General features: G+C 38.2%; 20 protein-coding genes, 16 tRNA genes and 3 riboswitches. Of the genes, 3 read left to right on the forward strand and 33 right to left on the reverse strand.

The features are described from left to right. Nucleotides 1-70 precede the first annotated feature (70 nt). The 3 genes from ACVYAD_RS19095 to ACVYAD_RS19105 all read right to left on the reverse strand — a co-directional run bounded on the left by ACVYAD_RS19095 (nucleotide 71) and on the right by ACVYAD_RS19105 (nucleotide 1,515). Nucleotides 71-592, reverse strand: a complete 522-nt coding sequence (locus ACVYAD_RS19095; RefSeq protein WP_349661619.1) for a DUF2179 domain-containing protein — start codon at nucleotides 590-592, stop codon at nucleotides 71-73. Nucleotides 593-901: 309 nt separating this feature from the next. Next, on the reverse strand, nucleotides 902-1,060 hold the full coding sequence (locus tag ACVYAD_RS19100; RefSeq protein WP_170939023.1) for a hypothetical protein: 159 nt from the start codon (nucleotides 1,058-1,060) through the stop codon (nucleotides 902-904). A 272-nt stretch (nucleotides 1,061-1,332) separates the two neighbouring features. After that, on the reverse strand, nucleotides 1,333-1,515 hold the full coding sequence (locus tag ACVYAD_RS19105) for a hypothetical protein (RefSeq protein WP_476427496.1): 183 nt from the start codon (nucleotides 1,513-1,515) through the stop codon (nucleotides 1,333-1,335). A gap of 142 nt (nucleotides 1,516-1,657) precedes the next feature. On the opposite strand from ACVYAD_RS19105, the gene ACVYAD_RS19110 reads away from it, so the two are divergent. Then, nucleotides 1,658-2,011 (forward strand): hypothetical protein, encoded by a 354-nt coding sequence (locus ACVYAD_RS19110; RefSeq protein WP_476427498.1) that lies wholly within the window; start codon nucleotides 1,658-1,660, stop codon nucleotides 2,009-2,011. 150 nt (nucleotides 2,012-2,161) lie between these two features. On the opposite strand, the gene ACVYAD_RS19115 is transcribed toward ACVYAD_RS19110, so the two are convergent. The 7 genes from ACVYAD_RS19115 to ACVYAD_RS19145 all read right to left on the reverse strand — a co-directional run bounded on the left by ACVYAD_RS19115 (nucleotide 2,162) and on the right by ACVYAD_RS19145 (nucleotide 10,322). Beyond that, nucleotides 2,162-3,460, reverse strand: a complete 1,299-nt coding sequence (locus tag ACVYAD_RS19115; RefSeq protein ID WP_476427499.1) for a nucleobase:cation symporter-2 family protein — start codon at nucleotides 3,458-3,460, stop codon at nucleotides 2,162-2,164. After that, nucleotides 3,460-4,044, reverse strand: coding sequence for a xanthine phosphoribosyltransferase (locus ACVYAD_RS19120; protein WP_079562994.1), 585 nt, complete (start codon nucleotides 4,042-4,044; stop codon nucleotides 3,460-3,462). The genes ACVYAD_RS19115 and ACVYAD_RS19120 overlap by 1 nt, the downstream gene beginning before the upstream one ends. A gap of 236 nt (nucleotides 4,045-4,280) precedes the next feature. Further along, a riboswitch (purine riboswitch) is annotated at nucleotides 4,281-4,382 on the reverse strand. Nucleotides 4,383-4,556: 174 nt separating this feature from the next. Then, complete coding sequence (locus ACVYAD_RS19125; protein ID WP_476427500.1) at nucleotides 4,557-6,380, reverse strand: APC family permease; 1,824 nt, start codon at nucleotides 6,378-6,380, stop codon at nucleotides 4,557-4,559. 180 nt (nucleotides 6,381-6,560) lie between these two features. Beyond that, a riboswitch (cyclic di-AMP (ydaO/yuaA leader) is annotated at nucleotides 6,561-6,711 on the reverse strand. A gap of 191 nt (nucleotides 6,712-6,902) precedes the next feature. Continuing rightward, nucleotides 6,903-7,430 (reverse strand): PepSY domain-containing protein, encoded by a 528-nt coding sequence (locus tag ACVYAD_RS19130; protein WP_476427501.1) that lies wholly within the window; start codon nucleotides 7,428-7,430, stop codon nucleotides 6,903-6,905. A 243-nt stretch (nucleotides 7,431-7,673) separates the two neighbouring features. Further along, nucleotides 7,674-8,345, reverse strand: a complete 672-nt coding sequence (locus tag ACVYAD_RS19135) for a PepSY domain-containing protein (protein ID WP_349661626.1) — start codon at nucleotides 8,343-8,345, stop codon at nucleotides 7,674-7,676. Then, nucleotides 8,342-9,637, reverse strand: a complete 1,296-nt coding sequence (locus tag ACVYAD_RS19140) for a sensor histidine kinase (protein WP_476427502.1) — start codon at nucleotides 9,635-9,637, stop codon at nucleotides 8,342-8,344. Before ACVYAD_RS19140 ends, ACVYAD_RS19135 begins: the two co-directional genes overlap by 4 nt. Further along, entirely contained in the window at nucleotides 9,627-10,322 is a 696-nt protein-coding gene (locus ACVYAD_RS19145) for a response regulator transcription factor (RefSeq protein ID WP_476427503.1), read from the reverse strand. The genes ACVYAD_RS19140 and ACVYAD_RS19145 overlap by 11 nt, the downstream gene beginning before the upstream one ends. Before the next feature lie 344 nt (nucleotides 10,323-10,666). On the opposite strand from ACVYAD_RS19145, the gene ACVYAD_RS19150 reads away from it, so the two are divergent. After that, nucleotides 10,667-11,932 carry an Nramp family divalent metal transporter gene (locus ACVYAD_RS19150; RefSeq protein ID WP_349661629.1) on the forward strand — a complete coding sequence of 422 codons (1,266 nt, stop codon included), beginning with the start codon at nucleotides 10,667-10,669 and terminating at the stop codon, nucleotides 11,930-11,932. Nucleotides 11,933-12,249: 317 nt separating this feature from the next. Here ACVYAD_RS19150 and ACVYAD_RS19155 read toward each other — a convergent pair whose 3' ends face one another. The 6 genes from ACVYAD_RS19155 to ACVYAD_RS19180 all read right to left on the reverse strand — a co-directional run bounded on the left by ACVYAD_RS19155 (nucleotide 12,250) and on the right by ACVYAD_RS19180 (nucleotide 18,477). After that, entirely contained in the window at nucleotides 12,250-12,939 is a 690-nt protein-coding gene (locus tag ACVYAD_RS19155) for an ABC transporter permease (RefSeq protein WP_476427504.1), read from the reverse strand. Then, entirely contained in the window at nucleotides 12,932-13,855 is a 924-nt protein-coding gene (locus ACVYAD_RS19160; RefSeq protein ID WP_476427505.1) for an ABC transporter ATP-binding protein, read from the reverse strand. The genes ACVYAD_RS19155 and ACVYAD_RS19160 overlap by 8 nt, the downstream gene beginning before the upstream one ends. Nucleotides 13,856-13,992: 137 nt before the next feature. Beyond that, nucleotides 13,993-14,928, reverse strand: a complete 936-nt coding sequence (locus ACVYAD_RS19165; RefSeq protein ID WP_476427506.1) for a sensor histidine kinase — start codon at nucleotides 14,926-14,928, stop codon at nucleotides 13,993-13,995. A 5-nt stretch (nucleotides 14,929-14,933) separates the two neighbouring features. Beyond that, nucleotides 14,934-15,626 carry a response regulator transcription factor gene (locus ACVYAD_RS19170; RefSeq protein ID WP_476427507.1) on the reverse strand — a complete coding sequence of 231 codons (693 nt, stop codon included), beginning with the start codon at nucleotides 15,624-15,626 and terminating at the stop codon, nucleotides 14,934-14,936. Between the two features lie 61 nt (nucleotides 15,627-15,687). After that, a complete protein-coding gene (locus tag ACVYAD_RS19175) occupies nucleotides 15,688-16,614 on the reverse strand; it encodes a serine hydrolase domain-containing protein (protein ID WP_476427508.1) in 927 nt (308 codons plus the stop codon). Between the two features lie 402 nt (nucleotides 16,615-17,016). Next, nucleotides 17,017-18,477, reverse strand: a complete 1,461-nt coding sequence (locus ACVYAD_RS19180) for an amino acid permease (RefSeq protein ID WP_476427509.1) — start codon at nucleotides 18,475-18,477, stop codon at nucleotides 17,017-17,019. Between the two features lie 81 nt (nucleotides 18,478-18,558). Then, nucleotides 18,559-18,735, reverse strand: a riboswitch (Lysine riboswitch). A gap of 148 nt (nucleotides 18,736-18,883) precedes the next feature. On the opposite strand from ACVYAD_RS19180, the gene ACVYAD_RS19185 reads away from it, so the two are divergent. After that, a complete protein-coding gene (locus ACVYAD_RS19185; protein WP_432760163.1) occupies nucleotides 18,884-20,116 on the forward strand; it encodes a CynX/NimT family MFS transporter in 1,233 nt (410 codons plus the stop codon). 79 nt (nucleotides 20,117-20,195) lie between these two features. Here the strand turns inward: ACVYAD_RS19185 and ACVYAD_RS19190 are convergent, their stop codons facing one another. The 17 genes from ACVYAD_RS19190 to ACVYAD_RS19270 all read right to left on the reverse strand — a co-directional run bounded on the left by ACVYAD_RS19190 (nucleotide 20,196) and on the right by ACVYAD_RS19270 (nucleotide 23,059). Continuing rightward, nucleotides 20,196-21,242: a nitric oxide synthase oxygenase gene (locus ACVYAD_RS19190; RefSeq protein ID WP_476427510.1), complete on the reverse strand. Its 1,047-nt coding sequence runs from the start codon at nucleotides 21,240-21,242 to the stop codon at nucleotides 20,196-20,198. A gap of 406 nt (nucleotides 21,243-21,648) precedes the next feature. Then, nucleotides 21,649-21,720, reverse strand: a tRNA-Glu gene (locus tag ACVYAD_RS19195). Nucleotide 21,721: 1 nt separating this feature from the next. Further along, nucleotides 21,722-21,798, reverse strand: a tRNA-Asn gene (locus ACVYAD_RS19200). 4 nt (nucleotides 21,799-21,802) lie between these two features. After that, nucleotides 21,803-21,879, reverse strand: a tRNA-Ile gene (locus ACVYAD_RS19205). A gap of 7 nt (nucleotides 21,880-21,886) precedes the next feature. Next, nucleotides 21,887-21,960 (reverse strand) — tRNA-Gly (locus ACVYAD_RS19210). Between the two features lie 3 nt (nucleotides 21,961-21,963). Further along, a tRNA-Phe gene (locus ACVYAD_RS19215) sits at nucleotides 21,964-22,039 on the reverse strand. 10 nt (nucleotides 22,040-22,049) lie between these two features. Next, nucleotides 22,050-22,142 (reverse strand) — tRNA-Ser (locus tag ACVYAD_RS19220). 12 nt (nucleotides 22,143-22,154) lie between these two features. Beyond that, nucleotides 22,155-22,230 (reverse strand) — tRNA-Ala (locus ACVYAD_RS19225). A gap of 13 nt (nucleotides 22,231-22,243) precedes the next feature. Next, nucleotides 22,244-22,320, reverse strand: a tRNA-Pro gene (locus tag ACVYAD_RS19230). An 18-nt stretch (nucleotides 22,321-22,338) separates the two neighbouring features. Continuing rightward, a tRNA-Arg gene (locus ACVYAD_RS19235) sits at nucleotides 22,339-22,415 on the reverse strand. Nucleotides 22,416-22,430: 15 nt separating this feature from the next. Continuing rightward, a tRNA-Lys gene (locus ACVYAD_RS19240) sits at nucleotides 22,431-22,503 on the reverse strand. 15 nt (nucleotides 22,504-22,518) lie between these two features. Further along, nucleotides 22,519-22,593 (reverse strand) — tRNA-Gln (locus tag ACVYAD_RS19245). Between the two features lie 10 nt (nucleotides 22,594-22,603). Beyond that, nucleotides 22,604-22,679 (reverse strand) — tRNA-His (locus tag ACVYAD_RS19250). A gap of 47 nt (nucleotides 22,680-22,726) precedes the next feature. Next, a tRNA-Trp gene (locus ACVYAD_RS19255) sits at nucleotides 22,727-22,800 on the reverse strand. Between the two features lie 5 nt (nucleotides 22,801-22,805). Then, nucleotides 22,806-22,889, reverse strand: a tRNA-Tyr gene (locus ACVYAD_RS19260). Nucleotides 22,890-22,898: 9 nt separating this feature from the next. Next, a tRNA-Thr gene (locus tag ACVYAD_RS19265) sits at nucleotides 22,899-22,971 on the reverse strand. A gap of 12 nt (nucleotides 22,972-22,983) precedes the next feature. Beyond that, a tRNA-Asp gene (locus ACVYAD_RS19270) sits at nucleotides 22,984-23,059 on the reverse strand. Between the last annotated feature and the right edge of the window lie 48 nt (nucleotides 23,060-23,107).

A 23,107-nucleotide genomic window follows, 5' to 3' on the forward strand; every position in this document is an offset into this window, starting at 1 on the left:
AGTCATCCACAACTTTTGGTGATGAACCAAAAAAAGCCCTTCTGCATATACACAGAGAGCTTGGAAAAGACTATTTATTTTTTGCCTTCATTCGTTTCAGTAAAAATCCACCTTTAAATGATTTTGGCTCATAAGAAATAATAAAAGCATTTGGTTCATAATGCTCCACAATTTGGAACAATTCTGTCTCACGATTTCTCTTTGTTAATATTTCATATTTATAGCGATTACTATCTCTACCTTCACCAATATAAATCGTCACAGCAAAGCCTTCATTACGGAGAAAATTCACGAGCTCTTCGTTCTTACTTTGCGTATTGATTGTCGCATAGACATAGCCAATCGCCAGCTTCCGCTCAATTTTAGCACCTAGAAAAATACCTAAACCAAAACCAGCGGCATAAACAACCATCGCTAAAATACTTTGGTCTCCATTAAAGACAAGAGAAAGGCCGAATACATACACTAACATTTCCAGCATACCGAATATGGCAGCAAGGAACGTAATGTTCTTCACTAAAAATATTGTACGTAACGTTAAAAAAGGCACATAAACTAATTGAAGTAATACAATCAAAAATATACTTTGCATTTTGTAAGAGACCTTTCAAAAAGTAGTTTTATATCTATAAATGTATGTCGATATACCGAATTACATTCTAGTGATATGTTTCTATTTTATAGATTCCCTACTAATTAAAAATTAAACATCTAGTCTCATAAAAAATGCCACCTACTATAGAAGTAGATGACATCTTGTTTTTTATTGAAAACCTTTATGCTTTCCTATTCATCAGGTCTTCCTTATGCTTTGCCCAATCATGTTGAACAAAATGTTGCGGATAATCGCGTGACAGAACCAAAAGGACAACTCCGAAAAAGAAGTGCCTCATTTACATGACTAGCAATCCGAATTCATCGGTACTTTCTTCTTTATTAGTTCATCTATGTAATACTCTTTTAACCAAACTTCCAATTTCATTTTTTCTTCTGAAGACATATGTGACTCCATGGTTACTTGTAGTTCTTCAATAACTTCTTTAGCAGTTTTTAAATTCATTTATAACCATCCTTTCCATATGGTTCATATTATTCCACATCCATCTGTATTTCAACAACCAATTTTTACCACAGTTTTTCGCCCCTGTACGTACAATAAGACACCACTATCTCCTTTTACCTTCTAAACCGCCATAATGGGAAACTATCTTTCTTAATTCTTCAAACGAAGATAACAAATAGCTTTGTTCACTTTCAAATTCAAAATGCAGTTTATTTTCTTCACTAAAAAACTCTTGGAAATACCCTTCTATAGTAATCTGCCCCAATCGATTAGATCTGACCAGTTGAAAACCATAATTCTGCGTCTTTTACAAAATAGTTAACACTTTTTATATCAATTTTCCCTTTAACTTCGTACCCACCCAAATAACTAGTTTCATTCGGAAATCCAAAAACCTCAATGATTTCTATCCGGATAAATCCTTTTTTGCTTCCAATTAAAAACGCATTCATTTAAATCCCCTTCTATTATACTGTATGTCATAAAAAGGCAGTTTAAAAGACAGTGCATTGACAAACGACATAAATGGTGTAAAATTACACTAAGCTAGTTAATTGAAATCAAATAAAATAGTTTAAGAGCGAGGTGCTTGGAATGTCATTCTACTTATTAATATGTATATTACCTTTTACCTTAGTAACACTGTTATATATAATTAATATTATTTTCTTATCAAAGAAAACGTTGAATAATATTAAAATGTGGAAAACCTCGATTCTAGTGGTCAATGCCATTGCGTTATGTTTAAGTACTTTAATCGTTTTACCATACATTGTATTATTAACCATTTTTTCTTTAGGCACAGGTGATGAGTTTAATACAGCGGATGATTTTAATTTAGAGGCAGCCACGCTTATACTGTTGAGCATTTTTAGTTTTATATATTTCTTCGTTACAAATATTGTATTTACTGTTTTTACAGCTAAAAAGCAATTCCATCAGGGGTGACTTGTTCCATGAAGAAGTCTTGCTGTAGAAACAGCCTTGTTTCCGCATAAAAAAATGTCACCTCCTTTAATCTACATCAATAGATAAATGGAGGTGACAACGTTCTTTTCATCGAAATACGTAGGGTATTTAGATGTATGTTATTAAATTTTAAACTTCCCCATGCATCGGGTCTTCCTTATGCTTTGGCCCAATCATGTTGAATAAAATATTAAGAATAATCGCTGTGACAGAACCACAGACGATACCGTTAGATGTTAGAAGAGAAACGCTTTCTGGCAGCGATTCGAAAATTCCCGGAACAACCGATACGCCGACACCTAAGCTGACTGCAATAGCAGCAATCATGGCGTTTTCCGCTGATTCATTCATAACAGGTACTAGCATGCCCATACCTTGCGTAATAACCATACCGAACATCGCAAGCATTGCCGCACCAAGTACTGGTGTTGGAATGATCGTTGTTAATGCTGCAATTTTTGGTAAGAAGCCAAGTGCTACTAGTAAACCACCTGTAATGTAAATGACTTTACGATCTTTGACGCCTGACATACGCGTAAGTCCCACGTTTTGTGAGAACGTTGTATATGGGAAAGCGTTGAAAATACCGCCGATCACAGAAGCAAAACCTTCAGAACGATACCCACGTGCTAAATCTTTTGAATCTAATTTTTTCTTACAAATATCACTTAGTGCAAAATAAACCCCTGTTGATTCTACTAAAGAAACCATTCCTACAAGCGTCATTGTAATAATCGCAGATGCATTAAATGTTGGCATCCCGAAGTAAAATGGCTGCACCATGTGTAATACGTCAGCATCTGAAACTGGGCTAAAATCAACCATATCCATAAATACGCCTAGGATTGTCCCCGCAACTAATCCAACTAAAATGGAAACTGCACGAATGAAGCCCGTAGAAAAACGATAAACGACTAAAATAATGACTAATGTAATAAACGCTAAAGTTACATTCGAACCCGATGCAAAATCTTCTGCACCTTGTCCACCTGCCATATTATTTAAAGCTACTGGTAATAAAGAGATACCGATAATCGACACGACCGAGCCTGTAACAACTGGCGGGAAGAACTTTACTAACTTACCAAAAAAGCCTGCAATAATCATGATGATTACACCTGATGCAATAATAGATCCATAAATATCAGTAATACCTTGTTCAGGATTAGTACCAATTGCAATAATCGGACTAACCGCTGTAAATGTACAGCCTAATACTACCGGCAAACCAATACCGATAAATTTACCTGAATACACTTGTAAAAGCGTTGCGACCCCACACATCATAATGTCAATCGCTACTAAATACGTCATTTGTGTTGAATCAAAGCCAATTGCCCCACCGATAATCAGTGGCACTAAAATGGCACCTGCATACATCGCAAGTAAATGTTGAATAGCTAGCGTCGTCGATTTAACGGTATTCATTACGCATTAGCCTCCGGAGCAAATGTTACTTTGCCATCCTCAAGAGAATCTACAATTGCTAATGATTCCACGCGAACCCCTTGCTGGCGTAATAATTTCCCACCGTCTTGGAAGCCTTTTTCAATAACAATACCTACGCCCACAACATTTGCACCAGCTTGTGCGGCGATATCAAGCAAACCTTTAACAGCCTCGCCATTCGCTAAGAAATCGTCAACGATTAGAATGTTATCATCTTCATTTAAGAAACTACGTGATACTGAAATATCATTTGTTTCATTTTTTGTGAAAGAATGTACTTTTGAATTATAAAGATTATCTGATAGTGTTAATGATTTACGTTTACGTGCAAACACTACAGGAGCACCGATTTCAAGCCCTAGCATAACAGATGGTGCGATACCTGAAGATTCGATCGTTAATATTTTTGTAATCACTTGATCAGAGAATCGAGTCGCAAACTCATGACCAATTTCTTTCATAAGCATTGGGTCAATTTGGTGGTTTAAAAACGAGTCTACTTTTAATACAGATGAAGACAGAACTTTACCTTCTTGCACAATTTTGTCGTGTAATAACTTCATTTCCCTTATATCCTTCTTTCTTATAGTAATAAATTTTTATGAGCAAATAACCGAAAGCGCCGTGCTAACGCAGTGTCAGTAACACGATGCCATTGTCACAAAGGCGTTATTATAGAAGAAATACTCATTCCAAATAACAAAAAACGCTGAATACTTTGATTCCAGTCATCTACGAGTGGAGCAAAGCATTCAGCGTAAAAACGTCGAAACGAATAGAAAACATCTTAAATAAAGTCTTCTAAAGCATTGCTACCCATAGTCGATTTTTTTACGGAAAATCGGTAGAGACTTGCGAGCCATATTCTCGCTATTATATGAGTGAAATATTATTCAATTATACCTTGGTATTATTTCCAAAAATGGCACTTTATTCGGTATGTGCTTGTATCTTACACTGAATAAAGTCTGTTTTTTCGGAATTTACTATTATTTTACTAACTTTCAATTGCAAACGTTCGTGTTTTACAATCAACGTAATGATTATATCAGACAATTTTCGAGCTTGCTAGTCATTATTTTGATAAATGGAAGGGCACAGTCATAATAACGATATTTTTGTGAAATAACAGCGACGTGCGAATTAATAGACTCGATTGATTGTGTAACATATGATGCCATCCTTTTTTCGGTAAAAACTGTGGAATGATGACTGTTACTTGATGGCCTGTTTTCGCACATTGATGTTCAACTTTATCAATAAATTTCATTAACGGCTGTGTAATACTTCGATATGGTGAATAGTACGTGACAAGCCGTACATTTGGCTGCCAAGCTTTCCACTTCTCTTCAAACGCTTTTGCATCCGCTTGATCGAATGCAACATAAAAGGCAATAACTTTATCAACATTTAATGACTGCACGTAATGCAATGTGTTTTCGACTACTTTCGTAATACCAGCGACAGGTACAATGAAGACATTCCCCTCTACATTCGGTAATTCCTCATGATCTAATCTTAGTTGTTCACCAACTGTTTGGTAATGCTGCTTAATCCGGTGAAACGTCCAAATAATAATTGGTAAAAAGATAAACACTGGCCACACTTGAGGCAATTTTGTCACAAAAAACATCATCGCTACAACGAAGGAAATGACCGCTCCAATCGTATTGATTGAAAATTTGCCCACCCAACCTTTTGGCTTTTCACGCCACCATTTTCGCATCATTCCAGCCTGCGCTAAAGTAAACGGAATAAAAACACCAACTGCATAAAGTGGAATCAAATGCTCTGTTGTTCCATCAAATAAAATGATTAAAACAATGGCCGCTAAGCCAAGCATTATGATGCCATTTGAATAACCAAGTCGATCCCCACGAATCTGGAATATTCTTGGGATAAAGCCGTCCTTCGATAAATTGACAGCTAATAAAGGAAACGCTGAATAACCCGTATTCGCAGCAAGTACTAATATCATTGCTGTTGTTCCTTGCACTATATAATAAAAGATATGACGACCTACACTTGCCTCGGCAATTTGCGAAACAACCGTTTCTTTCGCATTGGGAGCAACTCCATAAAAATAAGCTAAGCTCACAATACCAATAAATAAAACTGCTAAAATACCACCCATAGCTAATAATGTTTTAGACGCATTTTTCGGCGCTGGGTCTCTAAAATTAGGAATAGCATTCGAGATTGCTTCAACACCAGTCAAAGCTGAACTTCCGGATGCAAATGCCTTTAATAATATAAATAGACTGATACCCGCAACTGGTGTACCGACCTTCGGATGCAACTCTGCTGGAACTTGCCCTGTCATTACGTTAAAAATCCCTACTCCGATTAACACCAGCATCACTACTACAAACAAATAAACGGGATACGCTAAAATGGATGCAGATTCTGTGACACCACGTAGGTTCAAAAGCGTTAAACAGATAACAAAAAACACAGCGATTATCACATTATAGGGATGTAAACTTGGAAAAGCCGAAGTAATGGCATCCGTTCCAGCCGATACACTTACCGCAACTGTTAAAATATAATCGACAAGCAATGACCCACCAGCGACTAGACCAGCATTAACACCTAAATTTTCCCGAGAAACTACATAAGCACCACCACCATGTGGATACGCGAAAATAACCTGACGATACGAGAAAATAAGTGCAGTCAGTAACACAACTACCCCAGCAGCAATCGGTAGAGAGTACCAAAAGGCAACAGTACTTACTGCCATAAGTACGATTAAAATTTGCTCAGGTCCATACGCCACTGATGACAACGCATCGGACGATAGTATGGCTAGTGCTTTTGTTTTACTAAGCTTTTGTTCTCCTAACGCTTCAGATCTCAATGGTTTACCGATAATATAACGCTTTAATGAGGATTTCATATTCAACACCTTCTAGTTTCATAGAATGTGTTTCGCATTTCTAAATCGATTACACTTTAGCATAATCGGTTTTGTGCCGTTCACTGGGGCCTTGTTTCATTTTTAGAATGAAGACAAAAAAAGCCTACAAGTCATCACTAAACAAGACTTGTAGACGCTCATTCGTCTGCCAAGCTCCACTTTTCTGCTCTTAACGCTTACGAGGTTAGCTGTCGGATTCGGGCCTGAGTAGCCCTACCCTTCAAAAATGAAGAGATTCACCCCAAGGATTACTTATGTAATCCGTAAAAATTGGTTCCCCCGCGTCTAATTGCTTCAGCGATTTAGAAATTTGAAACTTTTATAATGATGTCATATTACGCCTGTAATTAAAAAAAGTAAAGAAGAAAATATTTCATCGTCAGGTGTTAAAAACATAGACATATCGATAGTTTAATTACCTACATTGTGCCGCTCGTAATAGCAATAACATAAAAAGCTATCTTAAAAGTATTCCTCTACTTTTAAGATAGCTTTAGCATATTAGTCTTCCTTATCTTGTTCGAAGCTTACAATTTCTCCTGTAGATGCATCAACATCAACTTCGTATTCATACTGACCATTTTTAATTTCGATTTCATAAATACCTTCATCAAGCTTAATTTTAGTCACTGTGCCATTTGCTTTCGTTAATGCCTTTTCAATAGCCTGCTCTTTTGTGATTTTAGTTGTTGGAGTGGCAGCAGTTACATGAACATCCAGATCATCGTCATCTCGGCGTTCCTTCTTTTGCTTTAGCAGCTTCCCTGTATAGGCATCAAATATCAAGTCATATTCTTCTGTATCTGTATGAACTTCTACCTCATAGACAGAACGATAACGATTCTGGTCTAACTCAATATCAGCTACCGTTCCATTGACGACCGCTAGCGCCTTTTTCTCAATTTCCTGCATTGTTATGATCTTCTTCTCTTGAGCATTACCTGTTAATAATGTTGTTGAGCCAATAACAGCCCCAACACCAAGTGCACCGACTAACGCTGGGATTAAAATCATTTTTTTCATGTTCATATGTCCATCTCTCCTTTGTTTTATCCCGCACATAACTGGAAGTAAGATCCAGTAAATGTCCGGTTGGTTCAGAGCAACAGATGTTGGTCACACAAGCTGCACCATGGTGTAATAGCTTGTGTTCCCCTTATCTTCGAAGATGAAGAAAGCCCCTCTGAACGAAGTTTCGCTTTAACTATTTTTAGTTTATCAAGCAAAGATGAAAGGACGATAAGAGAAACATTAGAATTTCATGAGAAGGCCTTAATGATCGTCATCCCAAGTAACGGACATAACTTTTCCCGAGACTGCATGTATTTGAAAAACAGCTTCGTCATCTTTCGTTTCAATTTCAACTAAATAGTAGCCACCATCCGCTGTTTCCTCATAATCAACTGAATCCACTTCTCCATTTAGTTGTTGGAGGGCAATCTTTATTGCTTGCGGTTCAGAAATAATTTTTTCTTCTTCAGGTCGCTCAATTGGTTGAACATTTTTTTCAGATAACACCTCACCTGTAAAAGCATCGAGGGCCAACTCTTTTTGCCTATCCTCTTTTTCAACTCTTACGGTGTAAACACGGTCTGTTAACTTAACACTTTCTACACGCCCATATTCTTTTTTAACAAATTGACGTATTTGCGATTCTGTTAACAATAATTTACTTTCTGCCTCCATCAGTTTTAACGCTTTAATTTGTTGAGTAGTAGGATTTAGTATCGCTGTGTAAGTGGCTCTATCTCGCGTAAATATTATTTCATAGTCGTTTCCTTGCTTTTTAGCCTTTGTTACATGACCGTTGTAGATTGTTTCAATATGGTCAATGGCCTCTGCTTCACTTAGAGGCTCGGCATGAAAAAAGCGATTTTGAGCATACCATAGTGTTACACTACAAAGAATGATGATGGCAACAATTATCGATAGCCATTTTTTCATTGTTGCCCCTCCTTTGGTACTCGTAATGTAAAGCTTGAGCCCTCACCAAGTGTACTTTCAACATCGATCGCAATGCCCAATTGCCCTGCAAGCTCATGAGCAATAGCCAACCCTAAGCCAGACCCTCCAGTTTTACGATTACGGTCCTCATTCACACGATAAAAACGTTCAAATAAATGGGTAATATGCTCATTTGGAATCCCCGCTCCAAAATCTTGAATCGTAATAAGAACATGAGTAGTAGTTTCTTTAGCGTGTATGAGGACTTCATCCTCACTATATTTACGGGCATTATCAAGTAAAATGAACAGCAGTTGCCTCAACATTTTTTCGTCACTATAAATAGCATTTGGCATTTTATCCTCGACAATGAATGAGCGATGATAAGCTTGTTGCATTTGTAAAGCAATCTTCTTTAAAAAGGGGTTAAGCTCTATCTGCATGCAATGTACTTCAAAATGCTCGTTATTTTTGGCTAGCTCAAGTAATTGCAACACCATTTCATGCATACGCGCTGATTCATTCACAATGGCTTGTAGTGATTCCTGTGCTACCTCTTTATTTTCAAAGCCTCTACGTACTAGCAATTTTGCATAGCTTTCAATTACAGTAATGGGCGTTTTTAATTCATGGGAAGCATTCGATACAAATTGCTGTTGCTTTTGATAATGCTGCTCAAGCTTCTCCATCATCATGTTAAAAGTACGATGAATGTTTGTTAACTCGTCCCCACCCTGATCGGGTATTTCAATTTTTTCATACTTACCCGTCGTAGCACTTTTAAGCATCGTTTCATTTAAACGATCGAGTGGCAATAAAATAAGGCGACCAAGCGCTAAACTCGCTAAAAATATAGGTATTGTCGCAACGATTGATACGACCACCAATATCGCTTTTAGCAAACCTAATGTGCTCGCCACTTCTTCCATTGACTGTTTTAATTTTATTTGGACAACGGTTCCGTCCATCCAAATAGCCGGCATTGTAAAGGTAATGTACGGAACATCAGGCATCTCTAGCGTAGCCTGAACTTTCATTTTTAAGTTCTGTCCATCATCAATATAGACTGCGCCATCTGTTGGCATATAAGCTCTTAAGACTTGCTGTAAGTCGGTTTGCTCGTTTAACTGACTTAATGTCGAGCTTAGTTCATTTGCTCGTGCTTGGAGCTGTTTATATTCGGTATTATAAGCAAACTTCTCATACAAAAAGTAAATACCACTATTTGTAGCTACTAATAAAACGAGCATTAATAATGTTGTTAGCAGATGAATTTTTGTTTTAAGTCTCATGTTTGTGCTCCTTTAGCACATACCCTACACCACGCACCGTTTGGATAATTGGTGTATCGTTAGCAGCTTCAAGCTTTTGTCGTACATAGCGGATATAAACATCCACAACATTCGTATCACCGTAATAGTCATAACCCCATACAGCCTCTAAAATTTGCTCCCTAGCCAGTACTTGCTTTGGATGCTTTAGTAAATATAAAAGCAAATCAAATTCACGAGGTGTCAATTGAAGTTCTTTTCCATAATAAATTACCTCGCGTGTCTGTTCATTAATAGACAATTGCCCAAATGTCGGCTCGGCTTGTTGTAGATTTCCTTTTTGAGAGAATCTTAAAGCAGTCCGAATGCGAGCAAGTAATTCTTCAATATCAAACGGCTTCGTTATATAATCATTTGCTCCAAGATCCAGCCCCTTTACCTTATCTTCCACTTCACTCTTTGCAGTTAGCATAATTACAGGTGTCTGTGATTCTGTTGCACGAATCCGTTTTAGTACATCAATCCCGCTCATCTCGGGTAACATCACATCCAGTAAGATTAAATCCCATTGTTGCTCACGATATTTAAGCAAACCATCTGTCCCTGTATGTGCCATATCAGCTTTATAACCCTCAAATTGAAGCTCTAACTGTAGAACTCTTGCGATATTCTCTTCATCCTCTATTATTAAAATTCGATTGGTCATGTCGAATCAGTCCTCATCATTTTCTTTTCATCGTAAACGATACTAAGGGTGGAAGTCTAATTAGAAAATGATGAGAAGAACAATAAATTAAGCTCGACAACAAACACGACCTGAGCACAGCAGTCTTCCAAGTTTAAAAATCCACATCCTAAAACCATGTCGAGTGACACATTTTTTAATACTCCATATTTAATTTGTGCATACTTTAACTACATTACTGAGCAAAAAATAATAATGGGCAAAAATCTTCACATTTTTTTCCTAAAGCTATAGAATAGTAGTATATCGTTTTCCTCTAGGAAACTTTATTTCATTGATGATACTTTTTGAAATGAGGGAACAACATGGTTTACAAACGAATGACAAAATCGTCTGCTGAGGCAGTTTTAGATGGAGATATAACAGGTTGGCGACGAATCTTACCGTTTCTTGGTCCGGCCTTCATCGCAGCAGTTGCCTATATTGATCCAGGCAACTTCGCAACAAATATTACAGCAGGTTCACAATATGGCTATTTATTGCTTTGGGTAATCGCTTTTTCTAATTTAATGGCAGTGTTAATTCAATCCTTGTCAGCAAAGCTTGGTATTGCTACAGGTAAAAATTTACCCGAAGTATCACGTGAACATTTTTCTAAAAAAACGTCTATCTTTTTATGGATCCAGGCTGAATTGGTCATTATTGCAACAGACCTTGCTGAATTTATTGGTGCTGCATTAGGGCTATACTTGTTATTCAATATTCCAATGCTGCCTGCAGCGCTTATTACAGCAGTTGGCTCATTTGCTATTTTAGAATTACAACGCAGAGGCTTTAGAGCATTTGAAGCAGGCATTTCCGGCATGGTGCTTATCGTCGTATTAGCATTTGCATTCCAAACATTTTTAGCACAGCCAAATTGGGGCGAAGCAACAATGGGCATGTTCACACCGCGCTTTGAGGGCGTAGATTCTATTTTACTCGCAACGGGTATTTTAGGGGCAACTGTCATGCCACACGCTATTTACTTGCATTCTTCGTTAACCCAAAATCGCATCGTTGGCCGAAATGATAAAGAGAAGAAACGGATTTTCCGTTTTGAGTTTATTGATATTATTATTGCGATGATTATTGCCGGTGCCATCAATATGAGTATGCTTGTTATTGCTGCGGCAGTATTCCATACACAAGGCGTAGTAGTTGAAGATTTAGATATCGCTTATAACGGTTTAAAAGAGGCGCTTGGTCCAATGGCGGCAGTGTCCTTTGGTCTTGGCCTTCTCATTGCAGGTCTTGCTAGTTCTTCAGTCGGTACACTTGCAGGTGACGTTGTGATGCAGGGCTTTATTAGAAAAAAAATACCGCTCTATTTACGCCGAGCTGTTACAATGTTACCGCCTCTAGTTATCATTGCATCCGGTGTGAATGCGACTTATGCGCTTGTCCTAAGTCAGGTTATTCTATCCTTTGGCATCGCATTTGCTCTTGTACCACTTGTACTGTTTACAAGTAAGCGTGACATCATGGGAAGCCTAGTCAACCATCGTATTACAACTATATTAGGATGGATCGTCGTGGTGATTGTAGTTACTTTAAATGTTTATTTATTATGGCAAACAATATTTGGTTAAAAAAATGCCAGCCACAAAACCTCAAATTTGGTTTTGTGGCTGGCATTTCTACATGTAAAAGACTTACTCCATTACGTGTGATTGATTTCCGTTCCGACTGGGCGCTTTGCCGCTGACGCTTCGCTTTCGCGCAGAGCAGAGCTTCCTGGGGGCGTCGAGACGGTCACGAAGGCGTTATCACAGGATGTGATGCTTTTAGCCTTCGTTCCTCTATCGCTAATCCCCAAGGAGTCGCCCAGTCGTAAAGAAGATCAACTAATATATGGCATACGTTTCAGCAATTTTCACACCTACTACAATGCGCTATTTTTTTACCCTTAAATATCTATCTTCTCAATGTTCCGAAATGATAAGTAGGCCACGCTTATACCGATAATCGCTAAAGTGATAGGTATAAAAATAATATCATATAAGGTGAAGCTACCCGAATTTGATGATACGACTGATACAATTAATATAGATGATACAATCGTTGCCGGAATAGAGTATTTTCTCATACCGAAATACAATGGTATTAAAGCGATGCATGATGCTGAAACTGCATTCATGATCACAGCGGGAATTCGTTGTATGATGATAGATACCGATAACGTATCTGGGAGCAATTGAAAACTCTCACTAACAGCACAAAAAATGGCTGTGACAAATATAGTAGATAAAACAATTGCACTAAAGGTAAAAAGAACAACTATGGCTAGCTTTGAAGCAATTAGTTTTTTTCTATTGATCGGGTACATAAAGGCTACAGTGATCGTTTTATATTTAAATTCTCCAATAATAAACTTGGCGATTAACACACTAGCAAAAATAATAAATACTGCTCTTACAAATGAATCTATCATGCCTAATGCCGTCTGATAAGTTCTAAAATCTACATCACCTTCTACTTTAGTGATAAATATAAGCATAAATATAACAGCTAGTATTACAAAATTTGCGAAGACAGCTCGTTTTATATATGAACCAATATGATATTTTTTCATTTCTAAATGCATTAAATTAAGCACTAGTGACACCTCCATTGATTAACTTCAAGAAATAATCCTCTAATGAGCTTGTTTTTTTGCTAATGCCCTCAATTTCAAGATCATGCTCAATCAATGTTTTAGATAGCACCTTTTGCGAAGCCGTCAATTCATAAATTCGAATACAATTGTCATCCACTAGTTTGAAATTAGTAATATTTAATTTACTTTCTAAAATAAAGGCAGCCTTTTTCCCATCATTAACAATCAATTCTATATAGTTTGACTGACTACGATTGACAGCGTCCATAGATACTTCCTTCATTAATCTCCCATCCTTAATAACTCCAACTGTATCTGCCAACTGTTCAATTTCACCCAAAATGTGGCTAGAAATCATAATTGTAATGCCATACTCTTTACAAAGCATCTTGAATAACTCTCGAAGCTCTTTAATACCGACTGGATCTAGCCCATTAATCGGTTCATCTAAAATAAGTAGTTCCGGCTTCGTAATAATTGCACGTGCAATACCCAAGCGTTGTTTCATTCCAAGGGAAAAGTCTTTTACACGTTTATTTTCCGTGTTTGTTAGTTTTACTAAATCAAGAACATGCGCAATTTCTTTCTTGTCATAATAGCCCATATATTCGCAATGTAATTCTAAAGTTTCCTTTGCCGTTAAATTTTCATAAAAAATTGGGTATTCAATAATCGTCCCCATCCTTTTCAGCACTTCGTATGAGCGGTCACTTAATTTCTCACCAAAGATTTCAATATCTCCACTCGTTGGCTTCGTAAGATTTGTCAGCATTTTCATGACTGTTGTTTTTCCGGCACCATTAGGACCTAAAAAACCGTAGATCTCTCCTTTTTTCACATGCATAGTAACAGCAGAAACGACTTCTTTCCCCTCGAACACTTTCGTAAGCTGATTTGTCTTCACAATATATGTCATGTAAATCTCTCCCTTACATTTAACTATCCTTATTATAAAAAATGAAACTCTCTAATTTATTAATGGATTCTTACAAATTTCTTAAGCGCAGAAGAAAAGCCTGTAAAGCATTTTAAATGCTCTACAAGCACGGCTGTTCAATACATCATTCGTTTTAGTGAAATCGTAAAAATGGTCTTCTCATATGGAATACTGGAAAGCTGGATGGAGCCATCCATTAATTCTACAAGACGTTTTGTAATCGTTAAGCCAAGTCCACTCCCTTGGAAGGATTTATTTCTAGAATCCTCAAGCGTATACATTCTTTCAAAGACATTATCGATATGATATTCGTCAATCCCTTTACCATGATCCCATACATCAATACAAATATTCGTATCATCAGTTCTTACTGTGAGTCCAAGGATGTTCCCTGCCGCCCCATAGGCAATCGCATTTGACAATAAATTATTCAAAACTCTATCTAATGCTTCCTCATTACCAAGTGCATATACAGATATCTCCGGTATTGTTATATCAATCTCTAACCCCAATGACATGACCATATCGTAAAATGATAAAATGTTTTTCCGGCAAATTTCACTTACGTTAATTTTCGTCATTGGGTAATCTGTATCTCCAGCCTCCAATTTTGCCAAATCAAAAAATGTATGGATTATTTTTAATACGTCCAATGTTTTCGAATGAACGCCAGTGAGCAAGCGCTGCCGCTCCTCGTCACTAAGTGATGGCTGTAGCTGCAGCATTTCCGTATAACCTAGCACAACAGTTAAAGGTGTTTTAAGATCATGCGAAATATTGGCCAACATTTTTTTCATAGACTCTTCCATTTTCAGATGTGTTGCTTGCACTTTTTGGTTGTGGTCTAACAATGCATTCATCGCGATTAGTAGCTGCTGTAATTCTTGATTACCTGTCGATACTAAAATCTTTTCGTTCGATTGTTCATCAATGATTGTTTGCAGCTTTTTATGCATGTATTGAATCTCATCACCTTGTTGTTTCTTTGCCTTCATCTGAAAAATAATAATTCCTACGAGTAATACAATAATTAGCAATAGACATATAATCATGCTGTTTACCCTTCAAATTTGTAGCCGATCCCCCAAAGCGTTTTAATATACTTTGGGTTGGACGGATCGTCTTCAATTTTTTCTCGTAATCTTCTTATATGTACATTAATAATATTTTCATCTCCATAGTAAGCATCATTCCAAATCAATTGATAAATTTGCTGCTTCGTAAAAACTCGATTACGATTTGTCACGAATAGCGTTAAAATAGCAAATTCCTTTGACGTGAGCTTTACATTTTGTCCATTCTTCTCAACCGAAAAATTAACAAGGTCTATCGATAAGTTGTCTATCTCTACTATATCTGCCTTATCCTCTACTTGACCGGAGTATTTTGTAGCTCTTCTAATTGCGGCTTTGACACGTGCCGAAAACTCCAGCATCGAAAACGGCTTGGCAATATAATCATCTGCCCCTAATCCTAACCCTAATGCTTTATCAACATCACTATCCTTCGCTGACATGATGATAATTGGAAGTGATGCTTGCTCTCGTATAATCTTTAAAACTTCTAATCCATTAAGCTTCGGTATCATAATATCCAAGATTACTAAATCAAAGGGATTGTTTAAACAATTTTGTACTGCTTCTTCTCCATTTACTGCAGAGGTGACAAGGAATCCCTCCATCGTTAAATAGCTTTCTACCATTTCACGAATGGCTTCATCATCTTCTACTAGTAAAATGCGCTTTTGCACTTCCATGCACCTCTATTCTAAAATGTAAAAATTTCATTTTATTGGCTCATCACCATAACGATTATCTCAAGATGTGATCCTTTATTAATTGAAGCGGTAATAAACTAGTTTCATACAAATCACCTGTGATAGTAATAACTAGTTCTTCCTTTGGCCAAATAAAAATATATTGCCCCCCAAAGCCTAATGCAAAAAAATAGTGATTAACTTCCGAAAAAGCTTTAGTTTCATTCTGTTTATTTACCCACCAATGCATCCCGTAATAACCGATTTTTTCATAAGTCATTAAATTCGGCTTTATCGAATGATTAATCCAATCCTCCGAAACTATCCTTTTCTCGTTATATACGCCTTTCTTTAAAACTAAGAGCCCCACTTTCATCATATCTTCTGCCTTTAATAAAAGACCATCTGCCCCTTTACTAATTTTCTTCTTATCCTCGTACCACTGATATTCTTGAATACCTAATGGTTGAAATAAATAACGATTGGCAAATTCTTTTGTTTTCATACTCGTAACTTGCTGCAATATAGCAGATAGTATATGGGAGCAACCCGAGTTATAATTCATATGCGTACCCACTGGATGCACCATCGGACGATTTATTATAAATTTTACTATATCAGAATGAAATACCATAGGAGCAAAACAATTCCATTCTCCGAATTCCGGGAAATCTAATCCTTCTGTCATTGTTAAAAGGTGATATATTGTCATATCCATTTTACGTTTGTCATCTTGTCGTTCGAATAGTTCAGGAAAAAAAGAATGGACAGGTATATGAACAGATTCCAAATATTTACGATCTATTGCAATGCCAAATAGAATTGAAAGAATACCCTTTGTACAAGAATTAATTTTATGAAGTTTCTGTTGTTGTTTCTTGTTTTTATAGTATCGAAATATCGTTTTACCGTGACTATTAATTAAAAAGGTATTTATCTTTTCTTTTTTCAATCTGTTTTGTAAAAATGGATAGTCTATCATCTTTCCCCCTCCTCTGATTATTTGTTCTCACCTATTATGCTTTTACGTACAGCTATTTCTACTGAATGAAGATAAACGATATACGTTTCAACAAATGCCATAACCAAAATTTGGTGATTATTCATTCTAAAACAGTTTACCATATTAAGGTTGGGCACCAAAAATGGAGGGGCGGTCTGAAAAGCTAAAGTCCACTTTTATTTTCTCCAGTAATTTTATCTGAAGATCCTAAAATATAAAAACGGATCAATGATTACTATTATGGGGATGCGGGGTTTTGGGCTTAAAGGATTTAATTTTTCTCTGACAAGATTGTATGTTTGAGCTTGCCAATTCATTTTTCAACTAAAAAAACTGCCCTGCAAGCCATTTTCTATGGCTCACAGGACAGTTTATTATTTATTAATCTACTTTTAAATCACATTGCTCAAGTGGAAGCATTTTTGTTTTATGCTTAATTTTATAGCCAAGCCATAACAGTAAGAACAGTGGAATACCGATATACGAGACAAGGACTCCGTACCAATCTACTGAACCACCCATAAAGGCATTGTAGTTTTGTCCAATAACAACAATCATACAAACCGTAAAGGCAAATAGCGGACCGAATGGGAATAATTTTGCTTTATACGGCAACAATTTCGAATCTAAGCCCTGTACGTCGAACGCTCGACGGAAACGGTAATGGCTAAATGCAATTCCTAGCCAAGCAATGAAGCCTGACATCCCAGATGCATTTAGAAGCCACATGTAGACAACACCATCACCAAAGAATGAAGCTAAAAATGCTAGAGAACCTACAGCTAAAGTCGCCAGTAATGCGTAAATTGGAATACCTCGACGGCTTAGTTTTGCGAAAAATTTAGGTGCATGTCCATCTACCGCTAATTGCCAAAGCATACGAGAAGATGCGTACAGCCCTGAATTCCCTGCTGACAGCATTGCCGTTAGAATAATAGCATTCATCAATGATGCAGCAAAGGCAATTCCTAAACGGTCGAACACCAGTGTAAACGGTGAAACAGCGATATCTTCAGATAGCAAACGTGCGTCTGTAAACGGAATCAACAGACCAATTGCACCGATCGCTAAAATATAGAATAAAAGAATTCGCCAGAAAACCGACTTAACAGCTTTTGGAATATTTTTACCAGGATCATCTGTTTCACCCGCTGTTATTCCAAGTAATTCTGTTCCTTGGAACGAGAATCCCGCAGCTAAGAAAATACCAAATGTAGCAAGGAAACCACCGTGGAATGGTCCATCACTAATAAAGAAATTCGTAAAGCCTACCGGAGCATTTCCTCCTAAAATACCAAATATCATTAAGAAACTGATGATAATAAAAATGATTACAGTTACAACCTTTATCATGGCAAACCAATATTCACTTTCACCATAGCTTTTTACCGATAATAGATTGAACGTTAAAACGACAGCAATAAATAAAACAGTCCAAAGTGCTGAAGAGCTATCTGGGAACCAATATTTCATAATCAATGATACAGCTGAAATTTCTGCCGCAATTGTAATTGCCCAGTTGTACCAATAGTTCCAACCAAGTGCAAAACCTAGAGCTGGATCCACAAATTTTGTAGCATACGTACTAAATGAGCCCGATGATGGCATATAGGCTGCCATTTCGCCTAAGCTCGTCATTAAAAAATAAACCATAATACCGATTAATGCATAAGCAAGAAGCGCACCGCCAGGGCCTGCCTGTGCAATGGCACCACCACTAGCTAAAAACAATCCTGTACCGATTGTACCGCCTAATGAAATCATTGTAATGTGACGGCTTTTTAATTCTTTTTTCAACTTTGGCGCTTTATGGCCGAGCTGATTGACTTTTATTTCACTCACAATTTAGCTTCCTTCCTTTTAAGAGGCGAAAAAAATGCCATCACATGAACGGCAGTGATGGCTAAGAATCCTCTGTTCTTTCAAAATGATAGCTCAACACGTTGTCCAAACGTGACAGTTCTGTTCCTTTCGGAGACAGCCCCAGCATGAGGTTTTCAAGTCCCCTCACACTTCGGCAGTATTTCCTTTCAACTAATATCTTAAATGCTTGTCATTTCCATTAGCATACTCTTAAATACCGCGACCTCTACCTCAATATAAACATGAGGCATATTATTAAATTTATGATGAATATTATTCTAACATATGACATATGGCATTTCAACAACCCGAGTAACATTCTATATTTTGTGAATTTTCAACTATTTTTATTATTGTGATAAAGTGGTATAGTGGTTCAATCATAATTGTTCTAACAGGGGGGATTTATTTGACTACTCGTGAACATAACGATACTTATCCTAGCAGGAAAATTAACTGGAAAGGTACAACCTTATTACTAGTGATCGGCGTAATTTGTATTGCCTCGACATTACGGATGCCACTAACAGTTGTTGGACCTATTATTTCCTTTATCCGAGAAGACCTCGGCATATCCTATGCATTAGCGGGCTTTCTAACAACAATCCCATTGCTAGCTTTTGCAATTATCTCACCTTTTGTACCAATTGTCGCACGTAAAATCGGGCTAGAACTAACATTATTTTTATCGACTATTCTTTTGGCATTAGGGATTGTACTACGCTCCCTCGGCACAACTAGTTTGCTCGTATTTGGCACTGCGCTAATTGGTATAGCCATTTCATTCGGTAACGTACTTATTCCAGGATTACTTAAATTGAAGTTTCCTTATCACGTAGGTTTGCTTATGGCATTTTTCACAATGTCGATGAATTTGACAGCTGGGCTTGGCGCTGGCGTTAGCTATCCTGTTGCCCATTCATCCATTGGCTGGCAAGGTGCTCTGGCAGTCGCACTTGTTCTTGTGGCGTTAACCATTTTAATTTGGATTCCACAGTTGAAATTTAATAAGCCGGAGCCTAATGTTAAAACTACGAAAGAACGTACACCTTTATGGAAATCACCTGTTACTTGGGCAGTAGCGGGAGCTATGGGATTTCAGTCGTTATTATTCTATACAACCGCTGCTTGGATTCCTGAAATATATATAGCACAAGGATTAGCTGCAGATCGTGCAGGATGGATGTTTTCCATCATGCAATTTTCACAAGTCCCAATGGCCTTAGCTGTGCCTATTATTGCTAGTAAAATGACATCTCAACGACCTCTCGTATTCATGTTTACGGCATTTTACTTAATTGGCTTTATCGGACTAGTAATGGAATGGACGAACCTCGCTATACTTTGGATGGTACTACTAGGCTTAGCCGGAGGAGCTTCATTCTCATTAGCGATGATGTTCTTTACATTACGTACCCGTACCGCTTTTGAGGCAGCTGATTTATCAGGTTTTGCACAATCATTAGGATATTTATTAGCCGCAATCGGTCCAATTTTATTTGGTTATTTACATGATATATTTGGTGGCTGGGATATCACTGGTTGGTTATTTGTTGTCGTAGCATTCATACTCTTCTTATGTTCATTTAGAGCTTCTAAAAATGAATATGTAAATTAAAAAAGGTAGCTCATAATCTTATTTCAGCAAGTGTTTGGACACTCGCTGAAATAAAGTTAACGTGAGCTGCCTTTCTCTATTAATAAGGTGGTTTCTGATAAAAATAGTTCGGTGTATTGTAAACATTAACATAAGGCTTGTGATAAATATGGGTTGTAGCTGGTGAAAGAGGTGGAATCAACCATGTCCAATTGCCTGTAACTTCGCGATTTGCTGCTGCTTCTGCTTCCTCAAACAATTTAAATTGTTGTGCAGCTGTATGATGATCTACAATGCTCACACCATCTTCTTTAAAAGAATGTAGAACGGCCATATTCAGCTCAACTAATGCTCGGTCACGCCATAGAGAAGCCTGTTTAGTTGTATCAAGGTTAAAAATTTCTGCTATAGCGGGTAGCATATTATAGCGATCATGATCTGCTAAATTACGTGCCCCAATTTCTGTACCCATATACCAACCATTGAATGGAGCTGCCTCAAAGTCGATACCTGCCATTTGGAAGCGCATGCTCGAAATAATCGGCACTGCATACCATTTTAATCCTAGCTTTTCTACTTGAGAAGATTCTGGGTGGCGAATCGGTACCTCTAGTACATATTCGTCAGGGATTATAAACACTTGTGGCTCTCTATCATCCACCTGTACGACAAGCGGAAGCACATCAAATGCTGTTCTCTCACCCTGCCAGCCAAGTGATTCACATACTTTTGTAAACGCAACGGAATGCAGATCACCAACGATTCCAGATTCCGTTTCATAGCCAGCATAGCGAATTAGCTGATGATTCCATATACGAACTCGCCCTGGTGCAAAAATCGTTATTGTCGGGCGAATTTTCCCATCATTTGTTGCGTATTGAATATGTTTAAGCAAAGCGTTGAAGATATCCTCTTCATGTGAAAGATCACGGGCATCAACAACATGCAGCGATTGCCAAAACAATCGACCAATACATTTATTACTATTACGCCACGCCACTCGTGCACCAAAGATTAGTTCTTCCGTTGTCGGTATATATTGTCCAGTTGTTTTAATATACTGTAATTTATTTTCTAGCCATGTTTTTGACTCGTCTTGCTCTACTTGATAAAGTTCTAAAAATCGTTGTACTTCATGTAAATTCATATCGAACTCCTCCATCTACCCTCATATTAGAGGAATGGAACTATTATCACCACGAAAAAATCTGCAAAAAAACATACATATTTTATATATGAAATACTTTGTTCAATATTTCTTATCATTTTTTGGGACTAGGGAAAAGATAGACACATTCGCTTCAAGTGCTATTATGAGAATTTCAGGGGATTATAAAGGACAAAGCCTTTTTGTATGTAGAAATTGGTTATACAAGAGATATCTTCAGTTGCAAAACCGATTTTTTTTATCATGATTAAGCCCTTCGCAATACTTAGGAATAGACGTTATAACACGGCTATTCGAAATAAAACTTCCTAACACAAAGGGTGATCCTTTTTAGCTTTTAATTGGCATAAAAAAAGCATGTTACACGAATGTGCAACATGCTTGATGACCCCTACGGGATTCGAACCCGTGTTACCGCCGTGAAAGGGCGGTGTCTTAACCACTTGACCAAGGGGCCGTGGCTCCGAAGGCAGGACTCGAACCTGCGACAACCTGATTAACAGTCAGGTGCTACTACCAACTGAGCTACTTCGGAATAATGGTGGGCCTAAATGGACTCGAACCATCGACCTCACGCTTATCAGGCGTGCGCTCTAACCAGCTGAGCTATAGGCCCATTATTTTGGAGCGGGTGATGAGAATCGAACTCACGACATCAGCTTGGAAGGCTGAGGTTTTACCATTAAACTACACCCGCAGATGGTGGGTCAGGACGGAATCGAACCGCCGACACTTAGAGCTTCAATCTAATGCTCTACCAACTGAGCTACTGACCCGAAAAAAATATGGAGGAGGTAGAGGGATTCGAACCCCCGCGCGGTGTTACCCGCCTGTCGGTTTTCAAGACCGATCCCTTCAGCCAGACTTGGGTATACCTCCGTAATATATAAATGGTGGAGCCTAGCGGGATCGAACCGCTGACCTCCTGCGTGCAAGGCAGGCGCTCTCCCAGCTGAGCTAAGGCCCCTTGTTAGGAAAGATGGTCGGAATGACAGGATTCGAACCTACGACCCCTTGGTCCCAAACCAAGTGCTCTACCAAGCTGAGCTACATTCCGATACTATTAGGCTTTATTTGGCGCGCCCGACAGGAGTCGAACCCATAACCTTCTGATCCGTAGTCAGACGCTCTATCCAATTGAGCTACGGGCGCATTTATAAAAACTGATGAGCCATGAAGGACTCGAACCTTCGACCCTCTGATTAAAAGTCAGATGCTCTACCAACTGAGCTAATGGCTCCTATTAAAAAATGAATGGCTGGGGTACTAGGATTCGAACCTAGGCATGACGGAATCAAAATCCGTTGCCTTACCGCTTGGCTATACCCCAATTATTAAAATGGGGCGACTGATGGGAATCGAACCCACGAATGCCGGAACCACAATCCGGTGCGTTAACCACTTCGCCACAATCGCCACTATATATAATCACAGCAGTGTTTGATAACGAGTACCTAGAAACCTGGCAGGGGCAGTAGGAATCGAACCCACACCAAAGGTTTTGGAGACCTCTATTCTACCGTTGAACTATGCCCCTAAAAATGGTGGAGGGGGACGGATTCGAACCGCCGAACCCTAAGGAGCGGATTTACAGTCCGCCGCGTTTAGCCTCTTCGCTACCCCTCCGAGGGATGATGCCGGCGATAGGAGTCGAACCCACGACCTACTGATTACAAGTCAGTTGCTCTACCAACTGAGCTACACCGGCAAAAAAAAAAAATGGCGGTCCCGACCGGGATCGAACCGGCGATCTCCTGCGTGACAGGCAGGCATGTTAACCGCTACACCACGGGACCATTTTGGTTGCGGGGGCCGGATTTGAACCAACGACCTTCGGGTTATGA

The organism is Lysinibacillus sp. G1-3, assembly GCF_056322905.1.

Coding starts and splice junctions, on each gene's coding strand:
- ACVYAD_RS19160 (WP_476427505.1), bottom strand. CDS start 13,855: ATGACATATATTGTGAAGACAAATCAGCTTACGAAAGTGTTCGAGGGG.
- ACVYAD_RS19135 (WP_349661626.1), bottom strand. CDS start 8,345: ATGAAAAAATGGCTATCGATAATTGTTGCCATCATCATTCTTTGTAGT.
- ACVYAD_RS19105 (WP_476427496.1), bottom strand. CDS start 1,515: ATGAATGCGTTTTTAATTGGAAGCAAAAAAGGATTTATCCGGATAGAA.
- ACVYAD_RS19110 (WP_476427498.1), top strand. CDS start 1,658: ATGTCATTCTACTTATTAATATGTATATTACCTTTTACCTTAGTAACA.
- ACVYAD_RS19175 (WP_476427508.1), bottom strand. CDS start 16,614: ATGATAGACTATCCATTTTTACAAAACAGATTGAAAAAAGAAAAGATA.
- ACVYAD_RS19190 (WP_476427510.1), bottom strand. CDS start 21,242: ATGAATTTACATGAAGTACAACGATTTTTAGAACTTTATCAAGTAGAG.
- ACVYAD_RS19140 (WP_476427502.1), bottom strand. CDS start 9,637: ATGAGACTTAAAACAAAAATTCATCTGCTAACAACATTATTAATGCTC.
- ACVYAD_RS19150 (WP_349661629.1), top strand. CDS start 10,667: ATGGTTTACAAACGAATGACAAAATCGTCTGCTGAGGCAGTTTTAGAT.
- ACVYAD_RS19145 (WP_476427503.1), bottom strand. CDS start 10,322: ATGACCAATCGAATTTTAATAATAGAGGATGAAGAGAATATCGCAAGA.
- ACVYAD_RS19165 (WP_476427506.1), bottom strand. CDS start 14,928: ATGATTATATGTCTATTGCTAATTATTGTATTACTCGTAGGAATTATT.
- ACVYAD_RS19130 (WP_476427501.1), bottom strand. CDS start 7,430: ATGAACATGAAAAAAATGATTTTAATCCCAGCGTTAGTCGGTGCACTT.
- ACVYAD_RS19100 (WP_170939023.1), bottom strand. CDS start 1,060: ATGAATTTAAAAACTGCTAAAGAAGTTATTGAAGAACTACAAGTAACC.
- ACVYAD_RS19120 (WP_079562994.1), bottom strand. CDS start 4,044: ATGAAGTTATTACACGACAAAATTGTGCAAGAAGGTAAAGTTCTGTCT.
- ACVYAD_RS19115 (WP_476427499.1), bottom strand. CDS start 3,460: ATGAATACCGTTAAATCGACGACGCTAGCTATTCAACATTTACTTGCG.
- ACVYAD_RS19095 (WP_349661619.1), bottom strand. CDS start 592: ATGCAAAGTATATTTTTGATTGTATTACTTCAATTAGTTTATGTGCCT.
- ACVYAD_RS19125 (WP_476427500.1), bottom strand. CDS start 6,380: ATGAAATCCTCATTAAAGCGTTATATTATCGGTAAACCATTGAGATCT.